Consider the following 15505-nt stretch of genomic DNA (forward strand, 5'->3'; position numbering starts at 1 on the left):
GTTTTATCTAAAATTAAGCAGTAACAAAGACTTAGTGTTGTATCATATACCCAGAATTAGGCGCAAGACCTAAACAAATAAAAACAGGGTGTGTGAGGAAATGGAACGAGGGCAACTCTCGGAAATGCAGCGCAATATCGCTTGGGAAGGCAAGAGCCAGTCCGAGCGAGAAGCCACGACTGCATTCAATCTCAATCTTGGTGGGGAAGACAACGCCCGTACAGCGGGCATTCGTGTTACCGCCGCCGGACAGGCGCGTGAGGCCGAATATCAAGAGCGCAAACGAAACGAAGACCGCTTCCGCGATGCTATCCAACGCATACAGCTGAGCGAACGGGCGCAGGCGGTCTATGATGCGTTAGGCGACTATGGTGACAGGCTGCGTGACGAACAGCGCCGCATCGAGCGCCGCATGGCTGAGCTGCGTGAGCGTGGCGAGGCGCGCGATACGATCAGCGAGTTGATCGCTACCGGTGCGCTGGATCGAGACAACGCTGAACATCTAGCTCTAATTGATCGCGCAGGTCTCGACCCCGATCATAACGACGATGAACTTCGTAATACGATTGACCGCGATGCGGCACAGGCTGGTGAGGAATACGACGCCCTCGCAGCCCGCCACGCGGAGATTGAGCGTCAGTTGCCATTGGTGGAGGCCGCGCGTGAGCGTATTGAAAATGGCGAAGATCCCGATGCCGTTCTAAGCGACTTGGCTAACGAAGGCATCCATATTGAAGTTGACCCGACCGACGAACTACAGGTTCGACGCGAAATCGTCTCTCGAGGGCAAGATTTGGATGCGGAGCGTCAGGATCGGCAGCCCGCGATGGAAGCGGCGGATAGCGCTGTAACCGAAGATCAACCTTCGCTTGACGATGAGGTTGAGACCTTCATGCGAGCATTGGCGAACAATCAGCAAATGATGCTGGAAGGTTCCGCGCTGCATGATGCGATGCGTGGCCAGATCGACGGATTGTCCGACGAGGCGCGTGAACAGCTGGAAGCGACTGAAGAAACGGCGTTCCTGTTCGAACAGAATGAAGTTCAACCCGCTGTACCGGCGCAGGACCCAACAGCGCCGATTGAAGATCATCGGCCTGATCAAAGTCCCGGAATAACTCCAGGATCAAATCTCTAATTGTTGAGTGAAGCTTCCGTGAAGCTGGCCGTCTGAATGGTCGATGGATGGCCCATTTCGCGCATAATCAACGAGCCGACCTGACCGCGCATCATTTGAGACTGTGTAAAGGATTGGGCATTGCCAGCAATCGCGCCATTTCTCAAAACCACGATTTGATCGTCGGCAGGAAATCCAGCGACTGCGACCACGTTGTAGCCCCTAACGTGACGCAAAGAATCCGCTTCGGCTTCAGCCTGAAACGCGGATACATTTTCATTAAAGTAGATCACTGCGTCGCAATTATGCGAAAGCTCCAGCGCGTCTGGTGGAGATAGTGTGTCTTCCGTGGCCTGACAAAGGTTAGCGGTAGCGTCAGCAGAATCTGAAGGCCCTTCGTTGGCAAGCGAAGGCGAAGTTGCGAGCCCTAAAGCCGCTACTGCTCCGCTAAATCCTGCTGTTAGTCTTCCAAATGCACTCATGTCAAAAGCAAAAACGTAATTTAATTTGTGCAAACCATAGCATTGATTGCGCAAATACGCAAGAAAATTGCAATCTAGATTCAATGTTCGCAATTCTAGAGCTTGCAAAAACGATCATTTATGAAATAGTGATCACATATGCTTGCTTCAATATTGAAAATCACGCGTTCTCAGCGCATTGTGCTAATGCACTCAGCCGAGGGAGGCGGAAATGGCCGGATTTCAAAACCCATCGTTTTTGAACGGGTCGCGTTGCCCTCGGGAAACACATTATGAGCATCGGAATTGTCCCCTCGCCTACGGGCCGTGTGATCGGCTATGCGCGGGTTTCGACCAAGGCGCAGAAGCTGGACCTTCAGCATGACGCGCTGCGCCGTGCGGGGTGCGAGCGGGTTTTTGATGATCACGGTGTGTCTGGCGCAAAGGCGCGCCGCCCTGGCCTTGATCAAGCGCTATACTGCCTGCGGGCGGGTGATGTTCTGGTGATCTATAAGCTCGACCGCTTGGGCCGCTCGGTGGAGCATCTGGCGGCTTTGCTGCGGGAGTTTCACGCGCGCGGCATACATCTGTGCTCGCTAAGCGAGGGCATCAACACCCAGACCATTGGCGGCAAGCTGGTCTTTCATGTGTTCAGCGCCGTGGCGGAGTTCCAGCGGGACTTGATCCGCGAGAACACCTTGGCCGGACTGCAAGCGGCGGCGCAGCGCGGCAAGCGCCCAGGGCGGCCCAAACGGCTGAGCGCACAGCAGGTGCGCGAAGCCCGCCGCGCGATCCACCTTAAGGGCGAGAGCTATGCGATTGCCGCAGCGCGCTATGGCGTCGCGCCCTCCACCGTGTGGCGGGCGGTGACCGGATAGGTGTGGGGCTAGAACAATTCGAGTTGCTGACGCTCTTGCACGAATGTCTTCCATGCGGGTTTAGCGGCCTCGGCGTCCAGCCAATCGATGACATGCTGGATCAGCGTATCTCCGCGATTTTCTGCGTCGTGCAACTCGATCACACCGCGCGGATGGAAGTGCGAGCGATAACCTGTGCCGGTGATCGGCAGCGGCTCTTTCTCCGGTGAGAGCGTCTCGATTTCCAGATGGGCGATCACGTCATAATGATGGGGGTTATAGCGAGCCTCGATCTCGATGCCACGCCATGTAAAGCGATAGATCTCATAGGCCATCTTAGTGACTCCAGAAGATGTGGAGTTCATTGAAGGCGGTTTCGACGGCGAACACATCGCATAGCGCCATATCGCGGCCCATTCGCTCGTAATCGATATAGAAATCCAGACATTTCGGGACGGTCGTGCTTTGCTCGGTGAGCTCTTGGGCGAACTCCGCCAGCGACGCGTACTCACCCGCGTAATGGTCCTCAATGGCCGTGCGAGCCTCGTCCAGATCGCCGCCATAGTGTTCGATCAGCTTGCCGCCCAGCGCGCCATGTTCGGCGATAAACGCCGCCAAGTCCGCTACGCTGTCGATGCCGTGGCACTCACTGATTGGAGCGCCCTCGAAGCCCTCATGGTCATGAATGGCCCATTCTTCGGCCTTGGGAATTGGTGAGGCGGCCAGCATGTCCGAGATCTCGGCGCGGATGTCGTCAGCGTCCTGTGCGGCGTCGATCCAGCGCCCGTGCAAACGCCCATTATTGTACGCGGCCAGACATGCCACATAGATACGGATTTCGGTGTTTTGCTCTCCCATTTTGAAGTCCTCCTTTGGATAAGGGTTGCGCATACAACCCTGCTTCCGGTCGAGGATGGGTGTGCAAACGGAGGGAGAAATCGGCAGGGACTTGGTGCGGGCGCACAAGCCACAGTTTTGATCTGGGGCGCGGAGCCTCGGCCCTGCCTATTTTTGCCGAAGTGCGCTGAGGGCGAAGCCCTAAGCCCTTGCATCAGGGATCGTCACCCGCATGGGCCAAGACCCGGCGCCGGTTCTGCCGGCGGCTGGCTTGGTGGCCAGAGGCCATAGAGCCCGCCCGGATGCCAAGCCTTTCATCACTGACCCATTTCAGATACAACTAGCTGAATAACATTATGTATTGAGATCAACCACATGCCAGAAGCGATAGATGACGATCCCTTTTTCTCGCTAACCGATGACAGCACTTGGAATGCTTGCATTGGAGTCCAAGCTTACGATGAAAACTATGTCGACGGCTTTACGGATGCGGCCTTGCTGCTTGCCGAGACGGTGATCAAAGAAGGGATGTTCGGAAGTCGTGACACCATCGTTTTTCCGATCCTGTACAATGCTCGCCACGGGATCGAGCTCACCCTCAAATACCTGATCAAGCGCCTTAGTGATGCCGATGTAATAAGGGGTGCCCCCAGAGTGGATCACGACATTCTGGCCCACTGGCAGTTCCTGATGGGACAACCGCTCGGGGATGAAACATTGAGGCAGCTCCTTGCCTCGCTCGAACCGTTTATACTGAGCCTGTCGAATATCGACGATGATGGTCAGTCTTTCCGCTACTCCGAGACGAGAGACGGACAAATGAGCATGGGGGAGCGCTCTCTGGCCAGCGTTGAGGTGATCAGGGACAGCCTTCGCGAACTCCGTAACATCCTTGAAGGGTTGAAATATCGTCTTTGGGATATCGAGGAAGAACGCAAGACCGGAACATTCACAGCCGAGTGCTCCCGGCTTGATCTCAAGGTCATCGCCGAGGCCATGCCGGATCGCGCAAACTGGAATTCTGATAAATACACCGAGGCTCGCGCCGCGATGATGAACCGTTTCGATCTCAGCGGACGGAAGTTCTCGGATGCCCTGACTAAGCTTCAAGAGTCCCGTGAACTCAATCAGCTGATCGGCGAGCCCCGTCAACTTTTCCACCTCACCGATGAGCATGCCGAACTTGTCATCAAGCAGTGGTGCCGCCTCCACCCAAATCGAGAGTCAAAAGGCGACATAGTCGGTATCGACTATCTGCAGCGCTCACACGAAGAGATGGTGGCCAGACGCGAAGAAGAAAGGGAGGTCTATGCAAACCTCCTTGAAGCACTCTCGAACGACGAAATCGCAGATATTGACACACTGTTCTACATGGGGCGCGATGTTCGCTATGGCGAGCACTACGAGGCAATGCTAGAGGCAAATAAGCGTGAACACGACATCACCAACGATCGCATGGTCAGCCTGAGCCACGTTCTGTCCAAGACGAGTTTTGCCCATGAGTTAGCAAAAGGGCTTGATCGTGTGGGCAGATCAGATCTCGCTGAGCACCTTCGGAAATTTGCGGAGCCGTCCTAAGCTTGATCTTCAGCAGGATCATAGAACAAGTAATCCCAGTCAAAATTGTCGGCCTCTAGGTCAACTAGACTCTCGACAAAGCTCCAACCGATCTGGCCATCGTTGTACTCAACCGTTTGGCCTGCTGCATAAGAGTTCTTGAGCACTTCTAAGTGTCTCGCAGCAAATGCGCCCCAAGCTTCGAATCCAATCAGCTTTTGATTTCGTTTAGAAATTTCTTCGCGCAAAACGCTCCAACCATGGAGCCCCTCGATGTGAGGGTTACAGAACGGTTCGAGAAGGGACCTAGCTACCCGTGTCTGCGCGAAGCATGCTGCAGAGTTACCATCAGGGCCGAACTCGGAATTAATGCGGAATAGCGCTTCTTGAAAGCGGGTGGCCTTCTTTACACTACCCAGCTCGAACAAAAGCGAGTCGAGCTGCTGGAATGGTGCAAAATTGACCAGCGTCAACATGTAGGGCGCGAGGGACAGCTCCCACCCATCTTTCCAAAGAAAAGCGAAGCCAGTCAGCCCATGACTTTCACCTTCTGCGGCCAGCATCCGAAGGGATGATTTCATTTGATTTTCGAGCGGGACAAACCGTTCGCGGTCATCAGAGCCTGCCTGCAAGTCATGATCGTAGAGGCAGATATGATGGCCACCCAAGTAGTGTGCTGAGATTTTTGGAGTCGATCCATTCGGCACCAAAGTATTGACGTTTAACGTGCGTAGCCGGATACCATCGCACGTTTCTACCGGCTCCAAACACAGCATTTTCCGCTTTCGCCACAGGATCTCTTGCATAACGTAGCGTCGAATTAGGGTCGGCCAATCCGGGGAAATAACTACACCCATGATGTCCGCATCTGCCATGAAGGGCAGTTGCGACTTTATTTCGCCGCTGTAAGCACCGATTTCAGTCCCAGCCTCACGCGTTGCCTGAGAGAAGTTTTTTAGTTCAACAACTAAAATGCCCTCGGATTCTGCTTCGTACAGAACAAAATCAGGCTTCAGGATCTCGCCCTTGGTGTCAGAAATGTTCTTATTGGCCGACAGGACACTGGTACAGTAAGAGTATTCCAGAACATAATTAAACGACTCGCCGATGGCGCGTTCGTCTTCCGTTTTCCAATTCGCATCTTCAATATCTTGCTGGCGGTCGATCAGATCGCCTAGCCCTACACCGTTGTCGAACTGCCCTTGCAGCCAGTCTTGCATTTTGCTTTCATTTTCAAAAATGGGCATCATAAACCTCCGTACAATATACGTATTTACACTGATGCTCGAAATTAGTGGTGCGGACGGGGGGACTCGAACCCCCACGGGCGCAATGCCCAACGGATTTTCTTACCTGCCACGCCTTTCGACGCCACCCGGAAATCGGGTGTTTGGGGTCTGGACTATCCCTTCATCATACCCCGGCAAGCCGGAGCTTAGACGCCGCCCGTCTAGTCTCTACACCTTCCGCCGGCACAAAGGTGCCGATGGCTTGGCTCGGGATTAGCATGGAGCGCGAGCCCTTTAGCCTTCCCCGAATTTGAGCGGTTCTACGTCCGGAGTTTCCTCCGGCGCACTCAAATTGCTTAAGTCCGGTGCGTCTACCAATTCCGCCACGTCCGCACGGAGAGATCAAACCGAATGCCACACTGGTATAGCGGGAACACGAGTTGTTTTTAAAGAGGAAATTGCTCTAGTCAGTATCTTTTACACGTTTTCTTTTTGGCTTTCGGACATTTACCGCTGCAGTATCGATGCTGTCGGCAATGTGGGCCGCATAGTATTTTTGAATCATCTCAACGCTGGTGCGGCAGTTTTTGGCGATCTGGTAGATGTCCGCACCTTCTGACAGTCGCATACAGATATAAGTATGGCGCAACGAATAGGCGGTCCTGCGCTGTCCCTCGCGATCAAATTTGAGGCCTTCTTCCTCAAGGATACGGTTTAGCAGCTCCGCATGACTTTTCGGGAAAAGCAGATCATCTGGCTCCGGGTTATTGCGTTCAACCAGCCGCTCGAAGGGGCGCACGGCCCCCGGCATGCTTTTGCAATACCCCACGCCGCGCTTGCCGCGTACGGAGATCAGCAAGATCGTTTCATCGGTCGCCTCATCTTCGACGACCTCCACATCCCGGTATTCAAGCCGTTTGATTTCGTCAGGCCGCAGGCCCGTGTTTGCCATTAGAAGCACGTAGTCATGCAACTGCTCGCATGACCAGCGGTGATGCGCCCGCCTTGTCGCCTTCGCTCGGCGGCGCGTAGCCTCATACAGCTGCCTGTATTCGTCAGGCGAGAACCACGCCCTGCGCGTGATTTTAGAACTCGCCCGATAAGGCGTCGAAAGATCCGGCAGGCGATCAAGCCAGCCATGACGCACGGCCGTCTTCAAAGTCTGCCGAAGTGCGACGATTTCCTGATGGATTGTATTGCGATTGGGGCGTTGGTTAGGATCGGGCTTATGAAATGGCTTCAGTACGTGGTTGGTCTGGCGATAAATCCGGTATTCCTGCACCAAGCCCGGCGTGATTTCCGATAGACCTTTTTCGCCAAAAAAGGGGATGAGGTAGTTATCTAACTTCTTCATCATTCCTTGGACGTAGCGCTCTGAGCGCTGACCCTCGGTGATCACCTCATACTCGCGCCGGAATTGCTCGGCGGCCTGTTTAAAGGTCTTCTCGTTTTTCAGATTTCCATCTCGTGCCCGCCCGCGGAGATCAAGATACCAATCTTCGGCGAACTCCTTGGCCAGCTGAAGGCTCTCTTCCTTCGTGCTCATCCGGCGGTTTTTCCCCTTCAGATAAGCCGAGCACTGCCAATAGCGGCTATTAGGCCGCTTATAGACGTGGAGCTTTCCGCCAAAGAGGGTGTGATGTTCTGCCATGAGAACAATAATAGAACACTTTTCCGCAAAGCGCAAGAAGTGTGTAAGGTATGTGTAAGATATTTTCGGGCGCCTGATGCGCCCGAAAATGATTTAACTAATTGATATATAATGATTTATTATTTAGTCGGAGATGGGCTTTAAAGATTTTAAGTCCGGTGCGTCTACCAATTCCGCCACGCCCGCATGCGCGCCTTAATCAGACACTGTGTCTTCTGAATACGAAACGGGCCGGACTTTTCCAAGTCCGGCCCGCTGTCATTGCGCAGAAGGATGAAATCCCTAGCGTTTGATCTCGTCCTGGCTGGTGATGATCTTGCCGCACAGGCCGTAATCCACCGCTTCCTTGGCCGACAGCCAGAAATCACGATCGGTGTCTTTCTCGATCTGGGCGAGCGACTGTCCCGTGGCGTCGGCGAAGATCTGGTTCAAACGCTCGCGCATGGAGCGCATCTCGCGGACCTGGATCTCGATATCGGACGCCATGCCGCCGGCGCCGCCGGACGGTTGGTGCAGCAAGAAGCGGGTGTTGGGCAGCGCATACCGGTCTTCTTTGGCGGCGCCGACAAAGATCAGCGCGCCGGCGCTGGCGACCCAGCCCGAGCCGAGCACGATCACGCGCGGTTTGATGAATTTCATCGTGTCGTGGATCATGTCGCCTGATTCCACATGGCCGCCCGGCGAGGAGATGACCATCAGGATCGGGTCGTCAGACTTGGCCGCCAGCGCGAAGAGCTGGGCGCAAACCTCACGCGCGGTCTTGTCGGAGATTCCCCCGGTGATCAGGATGGTGCGGCTTTCAAAAAGCGCCTTGCCCACATAATCAGGGGTTTTCGGCGCGTCCTTGTCTTCGCCGTCTTCGTCGTCATTGCGGATGATCGGGTCGGTATAGCCGTAAGACATCGGCGGCGGTCCTCAAAAAGGCTTGAGGCCCTGAACACTCAGGGCCGGTAAGGCGGGTTCAGGCCAAAACGTAAGATGGCCTGCGCGGGACGGCAAGCATGGCCTCCAGCACGTTAAGGCGCGGTTGCTTTAAGAGGCGCGTTTCCAAAGCGCCTGCAGCGCGCTTTCAACGGTCTTGAGCACGGCCTCATCCGTGCCGCGCGCGACCAGCGCCACCCCGCGGGTGATAGAGCCGTCCTCGGCTTCCTTGAACCAGGGGTAAGAGCCCAGCGACACAGACGGATAGTCCGCCTGCATCTGGCCCAAAGCTTCAGCGAGATCGCCTTCGCGAGCGTTTTCCAGCCTGACGGTCACCGAATGGGTCACCTTGCCGCGCGTCAGGCGCGGGGCGATGTCTTCGAGCATGCCGCGGGCGATTTTCGGCACGCCGGCCAGCACAAAGACATTCTCGATCTGAAAGCCCGGCGCGCCTGTGACAGGGTTCTCCACCAGAACCGCGCCCTCGGGGATGCGCGCCATGCGAAGGCGCGCGGGCGTGATCTCGGTTTTCGTCTTGGCGTACCAGTGCTCGAGGATCTCGCGCGCATCGTCGCGCACATCAATCGAGCGACCAAACGCAGCGGCGACAGCGTCTGCAGTGATGTCGTCATGGGTCGGGCCGATGCCGCCCGTGGTGAAGACATAGGTGCAGCGTGCAGACAGAGCCTTCACCGCCTCCACGATGGCGTCCTGATCATCGGACACGATCCGCACTTCTTTCAAGCCGATGCCGAGCGGCGCCAGAAACTCGGCGATCTGCTGCACATTGATGTCGCGGGTGCGGCCTGACAGGATTTCATCGCCGATCACCACAATACCGGCGCTGACGGCGTCCGGGTTCGCTTCAGTCATGACCGCCCCTCTCTTGCGTCGCTGATGGGGGAGACTATGGTCCCGCCCTTCCCGCTCTCCAAGGTCTTGTGATGCGATTTCCCGCCCCGCTCCATCCCGGCGTCCTGCTCAAACGCTATAAGCGCTTCCTGGCCGATGTGGAGCTTGTGACCGGCGAGACCGTGACCGCGCACTGCCCCAATCCCGGATCGATGCTGGGCCTGAAGGATCCGGGCAGCCGATGCTGGCTCAGCCATACCGATGATCCCAAGCGCAAACTCAAATACACGCTGGAAGTGCTGGAGGCGGACAATACGCTGGTCGGCATCAACACCAATCGCCCCAACCGGCTGGCCGAAGACGCGATCCGCACGGGCGCCATTCCCGCGCTGTCCGGCTATGACGCTGTGCGGCGCGAAGTGAAATACGGCGCCAATTCACGCATCGACCTGCTGCTGGAAAGTGCAGACCGACCGACCTGTTATGTGGAAGTAAAGAACTGCCATCTGCGGCGCACGCCCGGCCTGACTGAATTTCCAGACAGCGTCACCAGCCGCGGCGCCAAGCATCTGGGCGAGTTGAGCGAGATGGTGCGTCAGGGCCATCGCGCCGTGCAGCTCTTTGTCGTCCAGCGCAATGATTGTGATGTGTTGGCGCCGGCGGGAGATCTCGATCCGGTCTATGCGCAAGCCTTGCGTGACGCCTCGGCTGCGGGCGTGGAAGTCATCGCCTGGGCGTGCGAGATCACGCTGGAGGCTATCGAAATCGTGCGTGAAATCGAGGTGAAGCTGTGAGCGAGCAGAGCGTGTTGAACCCAGCAGACGCAGGCTGGGACCTGCCCCGCCCCTTCATCCTGCCGGTCACGGTCCGGGCGGAGGATATCGACGCCTTCGATCACGCCAACAACTCGGTCTATCTGCGCTGGGCCGATCAGAACGCCTGGGCGCACTGGGCGTCGGACGGGTTTCAGCCCGAAGACTGCCGGGCTGAGGATCGCGGCATGGCGATCATGCGCACCGAAGCCGATTATCTGGGCCATTGCCGGCTGGGCGACGACATCGCCTGCGCGGTCTGGATCGCCCGATCTGACGGCAAATTACGGGCGGAACGCTGGTATCAGTATCGCCGCGTATCAGACGGAGAGACGGTGTTTCGCGCTGTGACGCGGCTGGTCTGCTTTCAGCTTTCAACCGGTCGCCCGGCCCGTATGAGCCCGTCTTTCGCGCGCCATTACGCCAAACCGGCCGCGGATCTCAGCGCCGCCGCAGATGCGCTGGACGCCCGGCTGAAACGCAGCTGAGGCGGCTCCCGGCTGCGCATTACAGACCGGAAAGTTTTTCAAGCCGTCACACGCGCCTATAGTCCGCCCCAATGTGATTAAGGGGAGACTATCATGCGATTGACACTCGCTGCTGCGGCCAGCGCCCTGGTGCTGACCGCCTGCGCCAGCGTTCCGGCGCCCGAAACCGCCCAACCTGAAACGATGGCGCCCGCTGTCAATGCGTCTTCGATTGAAGCGCATATCCGGTTTCTGGCCGATGACCTTCTGGAAGGCCGCGAGGCCGGAGAGCGCGGCTATGACATCGCCGCCGCCTATATGGAAAGCCAGTTTCGCCTGATCGGTCTGGAGCCAGGCGGCATGGAGGGCTATCGCGCCGAAGTGCCGCTGCAGGTGATGTCCGCCAATCAGGACGAAGCCAGCTTCATTCTCGATGGCGAAGCGCTTGCCCCCGGCCAAGACTTCTTCGTCTCCCCGCACGCAGTGCTGGACGACGCCGCCATTGAAGCGGAAGCGGTGTTTGTCGGCTTTGGTCTCGACACGCCGCAATTGGGCTATGACGATTACGAAGGTCTGGATGTGACCGGCAAGATCGTCGTGGTTCTGGCCGGCACGCCCGGCGAGCTGGCCTCTGACGTCAGCGCACACCTGAACTCGTCGCGCACCAAGGCGCGCTTCGCCGCCGACAATGGCGCCATCGGCATGGTCCAGATCGCGCCTGAGGGCCTCACCCGACGGACCTTTGCCCGCATGGCGCCCTATGCCGCCGGAGAAAGCATGACCACGGAAGCGGCGTCCGCCGCGTCAGAGCTGCAGGTCCGCGCAACGATTTCCGACGCCGTCGCCGCGCGCTTGTTCGAGCTGGCCGGCCAGGACTTCGCCGCCATGCTTGAAAGCGCCGGCAATGGCGAAGCGCCGGTCGGTTTCGCAATGAACCAGACGCTCAGCCTGTCCGCTGTGACCGAACGCGAAATGGTCTATTCCGACAATGTGGTGGGCGTGCTGCCGGGCTCGGACCCGATGCTGGCGGATGAGCCGGTGATCGTGACCGCGCACCTGGACCATATCGGCATCTGCCGTCTGGAAGAGGATGTGGACCGCATCTGTAACGGCGCGCTCGACAACGCTTCGGGCTCGGCGATCATGATCGAGACCGCCCGCGCTCTGGCCGAAGGCGAGCGTCAGCGCCGCCCGGTGGTCTTCATCGGCCTGACGGCTGAGGAAAAAGGCCTTCTGGGCTCAGCCCATATCGCCGCCAACATCACCCCGGCCATGGACGGCATGGTGGCCAACATCAATCTGGACATGCCGGTGATCCGGTATGAGTTCAACGACCTGATCGGCTTTGGCGCGGAGCATTCCAGCCTGGGTCCGGTCGCGGACGCCGCCGCTCGCACCGTGGGCGCCAGCATTTCCGAAGATCCCCTGCCCCAGCAGGCGCTCTTTGTCCGTTCGGATCACTATAACTTCGTCCGCCAGGGCGTGCCGTCGCTGTTCCTGATGACGGGCTTCTCAAGCCCCAATCCGGATGATGACGAAGGTCAGGGCTTCCTGAACTTCCTGGGCGGTGATTATCACGCGCCCGGCGATGAGACCGATAACGGCGTGATGTTTGATCAGGGCGCCAAATTCGCCAACATCAATCTCGCCATCATCGAGGCGATCGCCAACAGCGATGAGACCCCGCACTGGAACGAAGACAGCTTCTTCGCCCAGTAAGGCGATCACGAACTGCGACTGAATGCGCGCCCGGACCCAAGGACATGTTCCATCACGGTCCGGGCGTGGTTATATAGGGGTCAGGTAAAGACAGGATAAGACGTGACTGACACCGGCTTGGACCTCGACGTCGCACCAACACGCGATGGGCACATCAAACGCCACACGCCCGAGGACTTTGAGGGCATGCGCAAGGCGGGCCAGTTATCGGCCCGGGCGCTGGACATGCTGGTGGAGTATGTAAAACCCGGCGTCACCACGCAGCAACTCGATGATCTGGTGCGCGAGTTCTATCTCGACCATGGCGCGGCCCCCGCGACGATCTTTTATCGCGGTTACACCAAATCGAGCTGCACCTCGATCAATCATGTGGTCTGTCACGGCATCCCCAATAACAAACCGCTGCGCGACGGCGATATCGTCAATATCGACGTCACCTGCATGCTCGACGGCTGGCATGGCGACACCTCGCGCATGTTTGGCGTCGGCGAGGTCAAGCGCAAGGCGGCCCGTCTTGTGGAAGTGACCTATGAAGCGATGATGCGCGGCATCGAGCAGGTGAAACCCGGCAATCATTTCGGTGATATCGGCGCCGCCATTCAGGAATACGCCGAAGCCCAGCGCTATTCCGTCGTGCGCGATTTCTGCGGCCATGGCCTAGGTCGACTGTTTCATGACGCGCCGAATGTTCTGCATTTTGGCGAATACGGCACAGGCCCGGTGATCGAAGAAGGCATGTTCTTCACCATCGAACCCATGCTCAATATCGGCAAGCCGGGCGTCAAAATCCTCAATGACGGCTGGACGGCGGTGACCCGCGACAAATCCCTGTCCGCCCAGTTCGAGCATTCCATCGGCGTGACCAAGGACGGGGCCGAGCTGTTCACCAAATCCCCCGCCGGGCTCGATCAGCCGCCCTGCGGCTAGACGCCCTGCTGCGACGCGGGTTTATCCGGTCAGTGACGATAGAGATTGTTTACCCGGGCGAGCGTCAGCGAAGACCCGGGACCTCTGTCCGCGACAAGCGCCCTATCCTGATGGAGGCCCCGGCTCTGCGCTACGCTTGGCCGGGGTTTCAGTTTGGGGACAGCCGCAAACTTATCCGCCCCCTCTCATAGCTGAGCCATACTCTCATCCGTTCCTTCCAGGGCGGGCGGCCGGCGCGTTCAGGCTGGGAGGGGCGAGATGTCCCAAGGACAGAGCGTTTAACGCACGCTCTGTGCGAAAAGGCGGATCATCACCGAGCGGTCCAGGACAGCGGCGTCTGATGAGGCGGCGACTGCACCGGCGGCGCGACAGCGCAGAAGTCTCCGCGCGGTGATCCCGACAAAACATCTCCAGCGCGGGAGCCGGGTATGGCTTCCAAGACTTATCGTTCACCTCTAACGGCCCGCTCCCGCGCGACCCGTCATTTAGCTCTTCCCCTGCGTCCAAGCGCGGGGCTGAAGGTGTTTCGCCTTTCTCCTCTTTCCCGGCGAAGGCCGGGATCCAGAGCCGGATGCGTGGCACTTGATGATCTCTGGATCCCGGCCTTCGCCGGGAAAGAGATACTGGGTATCGACTTGAGGGTTCAGGGGAGATGCTTCACGCAAACAAAAAACCCCGGCGCGAGGCCGGGGTTTAAAATCGTCAGATCCTGACGAGGCTTAGACCGTGACGCCTTTCAAGCGCGCCTTGGCTTTCTCGGCGCCGATAAGGGGCAGGATCTCGGCCATTTCCGGGCCGCGCTCCTGACCGGTCAGAGCCATGCGCAGCGGCTTGAACAGCGCTTTACCCTTACGCCCCGTCGCCTCTTTCAGCGCTCCGGTCCACACGCCCCAGCTTTCGCCGGTCAACTCGCCCTCAGGCAGCATGTCGCCGGCCTGGGAGACAAAGTCCGCGTCCTCATCGGCGATGGCGGGCGTGACCGGGCCTTCGATCAGGCGCACCCATTCGATAACGTCTTTCACAAAGGTCAGGTTCGGGCGCACGGTCAGCCAGACCGCCTCGCCGCCATCCGCGTCCAGCGCCGCTAGCTTGGGCTGCGCCTCGGCATAGCTCATGGCGTGCACCAGCTTGGCGTTCAAACGCTTGAGCTCTTCAGGGTCAAAACGCGCCGGGGTGCGCGACAGCTTTCCGAACTCGAACTCGTCAGCGAGCTGCTGCAGATCATCGCGCGCATCCACGGCGTCAGACGTGCCGATCTTGGCCAGCAAGGAACACACCGCCATTGGCTCATAGCCGTCAATCTCGCGCAGGTCTTCAATGGACAATGAGCCCAGACGCTTGGACAGCTTGTCGCCGTCCGCGCCGACCAAAAGCGCAGTATGGCCCATGGCGGGCGCCGAGCCCTTGCCGCCCAGCGCTTCGAAAATCTCGATCTGCGCGGCCGAGTTGGTCACATGGTCTTCGCCGCGAATGATGTGAGTGACGTTTGAGTCCAGGTCATCCACAACGCTCGGCAGCGTATAAAGATAGCTGCCGTCAGCGCGGATCAGGATAGGATCGGAGACCGAGCTGGTTTCGATATGGCTCGGCCCGCGCACGAGATCAGTCCATTCGATGCGGCCGCCTGACAGCTTGAAACGCCAGTGCGGCTTGCGGCCTTCGGCGTCGAGCTTGGCCTTGTCCTCATCGGTCAGGCTGAGCGCGGCGCGGTCATAGACCGGCGGCTTGCTCTGGGCGCGCTGGATCTTGCGTTTGCGGTCCAGCTCATCCTCGGTCTCATAGCACGGATACAGAAGGCCCTGATCGATCAGGCTCTGTTTGGCCGCTTCATATTTGTCAAAGCGCTCGGACTGCTTGAACGTTTCGTCCCAGCTCAGTCCCAGCCAGGTGAGATCCGCCTTGATGGCGTCTTCATTATCCTGGGTGGAGCGCTCAAGGTCCGTGTCGTCGATCCGCAGCAAGACCGTGCCGCCCTGGCTCCGCGCGAACAACACGTTCAGCAAGGCGGTGCGCACATTGCCCACATGCAGGCGGCCTGTGGGACTGGGGGCGAAACGGACTTTCACGGTCATGGATATCGGCTCTGTTTCTATAAAGA

15 protein-coding genes are annotated in these 15505 nt (G+C 58.2%); 7 read left to right on the forward strand and 8 right to left on the reverse strand.

Going from position 1 to position 15505, the window contains the following annotated elements; translation table 11 throughout:
- The first annotated feature begins 124 nt into the window (after positions 1 to 124).
- A complete protein-coding gene (locus G405_RS0102415) occupies positions 125 to 1138 on the forward strand; it encodes a hypothetical protein (RefSeq protein WP_022699902.1) in 1014 nt (337 codons plus the stop codon).
- Here G405_RS0102415 and G405_RS16885 read toward each other — a convergent pair.
- A complete protein-coding gene (locus G405_RS16885) occupies positions 1135 to 1707 on the reverse strand; it encodes a hypothetical protein (protein WP_156861326.1) in 573 nt (190 codons plus the stop codon). The genes G405_RS0102415 and G405_RS16885 overlap by 4 nt on opposite strands.
- A gap of 164 nt (positions 1708 to 1871) precedes the next feature.
- On the opposite strand from G405_RS16885, the gene G405_RS0102425 reads away from it, so the two are divergent.
- Positions 1872 to 2456: a recombinase family protein gene (locus tag G405_RS0102425; RefSeq protein WP_028284478.1), complete on the forward strand. Its 585-nt coding sequence runs from the start codon at positions 1872 to 1874 to the stop codon at positions 2454 to 2456.
- 8 nt (positions 2457 to 2464) lie between these two features.
- On the opposite strand, the gene G405_RS0102430 is transcribed toward G405_RS0102425, so the two are convergent.
- Both G405_RS0102430 and G405_RS0102435 read right to left on the reverse strand, forming a co-directional pair.
- Positions 2465 to 2770 carry a hypothetical protein gene (locus G405_RS0102430; RefSeq protein ID WP_022699905.1) on the reverse strand — a complete coding sequence of 102 codons (306 nt, stop codon included), beginning with the start codon at positions 2768 to 2770 and terminating at the stop codon, positions 2465 to 2467.
- A gap of 1 nt (position 2771) precedes the next feature.
- Positions 2772 to 3293, reverse strand: coding sequence for an antirestriction protein ArdA (locus G405_RS0102435; RefSeq protein WP_028284479.1), 522 nt, complete (start codon positions 3291 to 3293; stop codon positions 2772 to 2774).
- Between the two features lie 354 nt (positions 3294 to 3647).
- On the opposite strand from G405_RS0102435, the gene G405_RS14775 reads away from it, so the two are divergent.
- Positions 3648 to 4850, forward strand: coding sequence for a DUF3775 domain-containing protein (locus G405_RS14775; protein WP_022699907.1), 1203 nt, complete (start codon positions 3648 to 3650; stop codon positions 4848 to 4850).
- Here the strand turns inward: G405_RS14775 and G405_RS0102445 are convergent.
- The 4 genes from G405_RS0102445 to G405_RS0102460 all read right to left on the reverse strand — a co-directional run bounded on the left by G405_RS0102445 (position 4847) and on the right by G405_RS0102460 (position 9503).
- Positions 4847 to 6076, reverse strand: coding sequence for a hypothetical protein (locus G405_RS0102445; RefSeq protein ID WP_156861328.1), 1230 nt, complete (start codon positions 6074 to 6076; stop codon positions 4847 to 4849). The genes G405_RS14775 and G405_RS0102445 overlap by 4 nt on opposite strands.
- 445 nt (positions 6077 to 6521) lie before the next feature.
- Complete coding sequence (locus tag G405_RS0102450; protein WP_022699909.1) at positions 6522 to 7709, reverse strand: tyrosine-type recombinase/integrase; 1188 nt, start codon at positions 7707 to 7709, stop codon at positions 6522 to 6524.
- 282 nt (positions 7710 to 7991) lie between these two features.
- Complete coding sequence (locus G405_RS0102455) at positions 7992 to 8612, reverse strand: ATP-dependent Clp protease proteolytic subunit (RefSeq protein ID WP_022699910.1); 621 nt, start codon at positions 8610 to 8612, stop codon at positions 7992 to 7994.
- A gap of 129 nt (positions 8613 to 8741) precedes the next feature.
- Entirely contained in the window at positions 8742 to 9503 is a 762-nt protein-coding gene (locus G405_RS0102460) for a competence/damage-inducible protein A (protein WP_022699911.1), read from the reverse strand.
- Between the two features lie 71 nt (positions 9504 to 9574).
- Here G405_RS0102460 and sfsA point away from each other — a divergent pair, with 71 nt between their 5' ends.
- From sfsA to map, 4 genes are all read left to right on the forward strand, one after another.
- A complete protein-coding gene (sfsA, locus tag G405_RS0102465) occupies positions 9575 to 10276 on the forward strand; it encodes a DNA/RNA nuclease SfsA (protein ID WP_022699912.1) in 702 nt (233 codons plus the stop codon).
- Between the two features lie 11 nt (positions 10277 to 10287).
- Entirely contained in the window at positions 10288 to 10782 is a 495-nt protein-coding gene (locus tag G405_RS0102470; protein WP_028284480.1) for an acyl-CoA thioesterase, read from the forward strand.
- A gap of 93 nt (positions 10783 to 10875) precedes the next feature.
- Positions 10876 to 12480: a M28 family metallopeptidase gene (locus G405_RS0102475; protein ID WP_022699914.1), complete on the forward strand. Its 1605-nt coding sequence runs from the start codon at positions 10876 to 10878 to the stop codon at positions 12478 to 12480.
- A 102-nt stretch (positions 12481 to 12582) separates the two neighbouring features.
- Complete coding sequence (gene map / locus G405_RS0102480) at positions 12583 to 13407, forward strand: type I methionyl aminopeptidase (protein ID WP_022699915.1); 825 nt, start codon at positions 12583 to 12585, stop codon at positions 13405 to 13407.
- Between the two features lie 719 nt (positions 13408 to 14126).
- Here map and gltX read toward each other — a convergent pair.
- Positions 14127 to 15479: a glutamate--tRNA ligase gene (gene gltX, locus G405_RS0102485; RefSeq protein WP_022699916.1), complete on the reverse strand. Its 1353-nt coding sequence runs from the start codon at positions 15477 to 15479 to the stop codon at positions 14127 to 14129.
- Positions 15480 to 15505 lie beyond the last annotated feature (26 nt).

The sequence above is a fragment of the Oceanicaulis alexandrii DSM 11625 genome, from assembly GCF_000420265.1.
Classification (GTDB): Bacteria; Pseudomonadota; Alphaproteobacteria; order Caulobacterales; family Maricaulaceae; genus Oceanicaulis; species Oceanicaulis alexandrii.

What these genes read in the sequence shown, in the direction of transcription:
- G405_RS0102415 (WP_022699902.1), top strand. Translation starts at nt 125, where the DNA reads ATGCAGCGCAATATCGCTTGGGAAGGCAAGAGCCAGTCCGAGCGAGAA.
- G405_RS0102425 (WP_028284478.1), top strand. Translation starts at nt 1,872, where the DNA reads ATGAGCATCGGAATTGTCCCCTCGCCTACGGGCCGTGTGATCGGCTAT.
- G405_RS0102430 (WP_022699905.1), bottom strand. Translation starts at nt 2,770, where the DNA reads ATGGCCTATGAGATCTATCGCTTTACATGGCGTGGCATCGAGATCGAG.
- G405_RS0102435 (WP_028284479.1), bottom strand. Translation starts at nt 3,293, where the DNA reads ATGGGAGAGCAAAACACCGAAATCCGTATCTATGTGGCATGTCTGGCC.
- G405_RS14775 (WP_022699907.1), top strand. Translation starts at nt 3,648, where the DNA reads ATGCCAGAAGCGATAGATGACGATCCCTTTTTCTCGCTAACCGATGAC.
- G405_RS0102445 (WP_156861328.1), bottom strand. Translation starts at nt 6,076, where the DNA reads ATGCCCATTTTTGAAAATGAAAGCAAAATGCAAGACTGGCTGCAAGGG.
- G405_RS0102450 (WP_022699909.1), bottom strand. Translation starts at nt 7,709, where the DNA reads ATGGCAGAACATCACACCCTCTTTGGCGGAAAGCTCCACGTCTATAAG.
- G405_RS0102455 (WP_022699910.1), bottom strand. Translation starts at nt 8,612, where the DNA reads ATGTCTTACGGCTATACCGACCCGATCATCCGCAATGACGACGAAGAC.
- G405_RS0102460 (WP_022699911.1), bottom strand. Translation starts at nt 9,503, where the DNA reads ATGACTGAAGCGAACCCGGACGCCGTCAGCGCCGGTATTGTGGTGATC.
- sfsA (WP_022699912.1), top strand. Translation starts at nt 9,575, where the DNA reads ATGCGATTTCCCGCCCCGCTCCATCCCGGCGTCCTGCTCAAACGCTAT.
- G405_RS0102475 (WP_022699914.1), top strand. Translation starts at nt 10,876, where the DNA reads ATGCGATTGACACTCGCTGCTGCGGCCAGCGCCCTGGTGCTGACCGCC.
- gltX (WP_022699916.1), bottom strand. Translation starts at nt 15,479, where the DNA reads ATGACCGTGAAAGTCCGTTTCGCCCCCAGTCCCACAGGCCGCCTGCAT.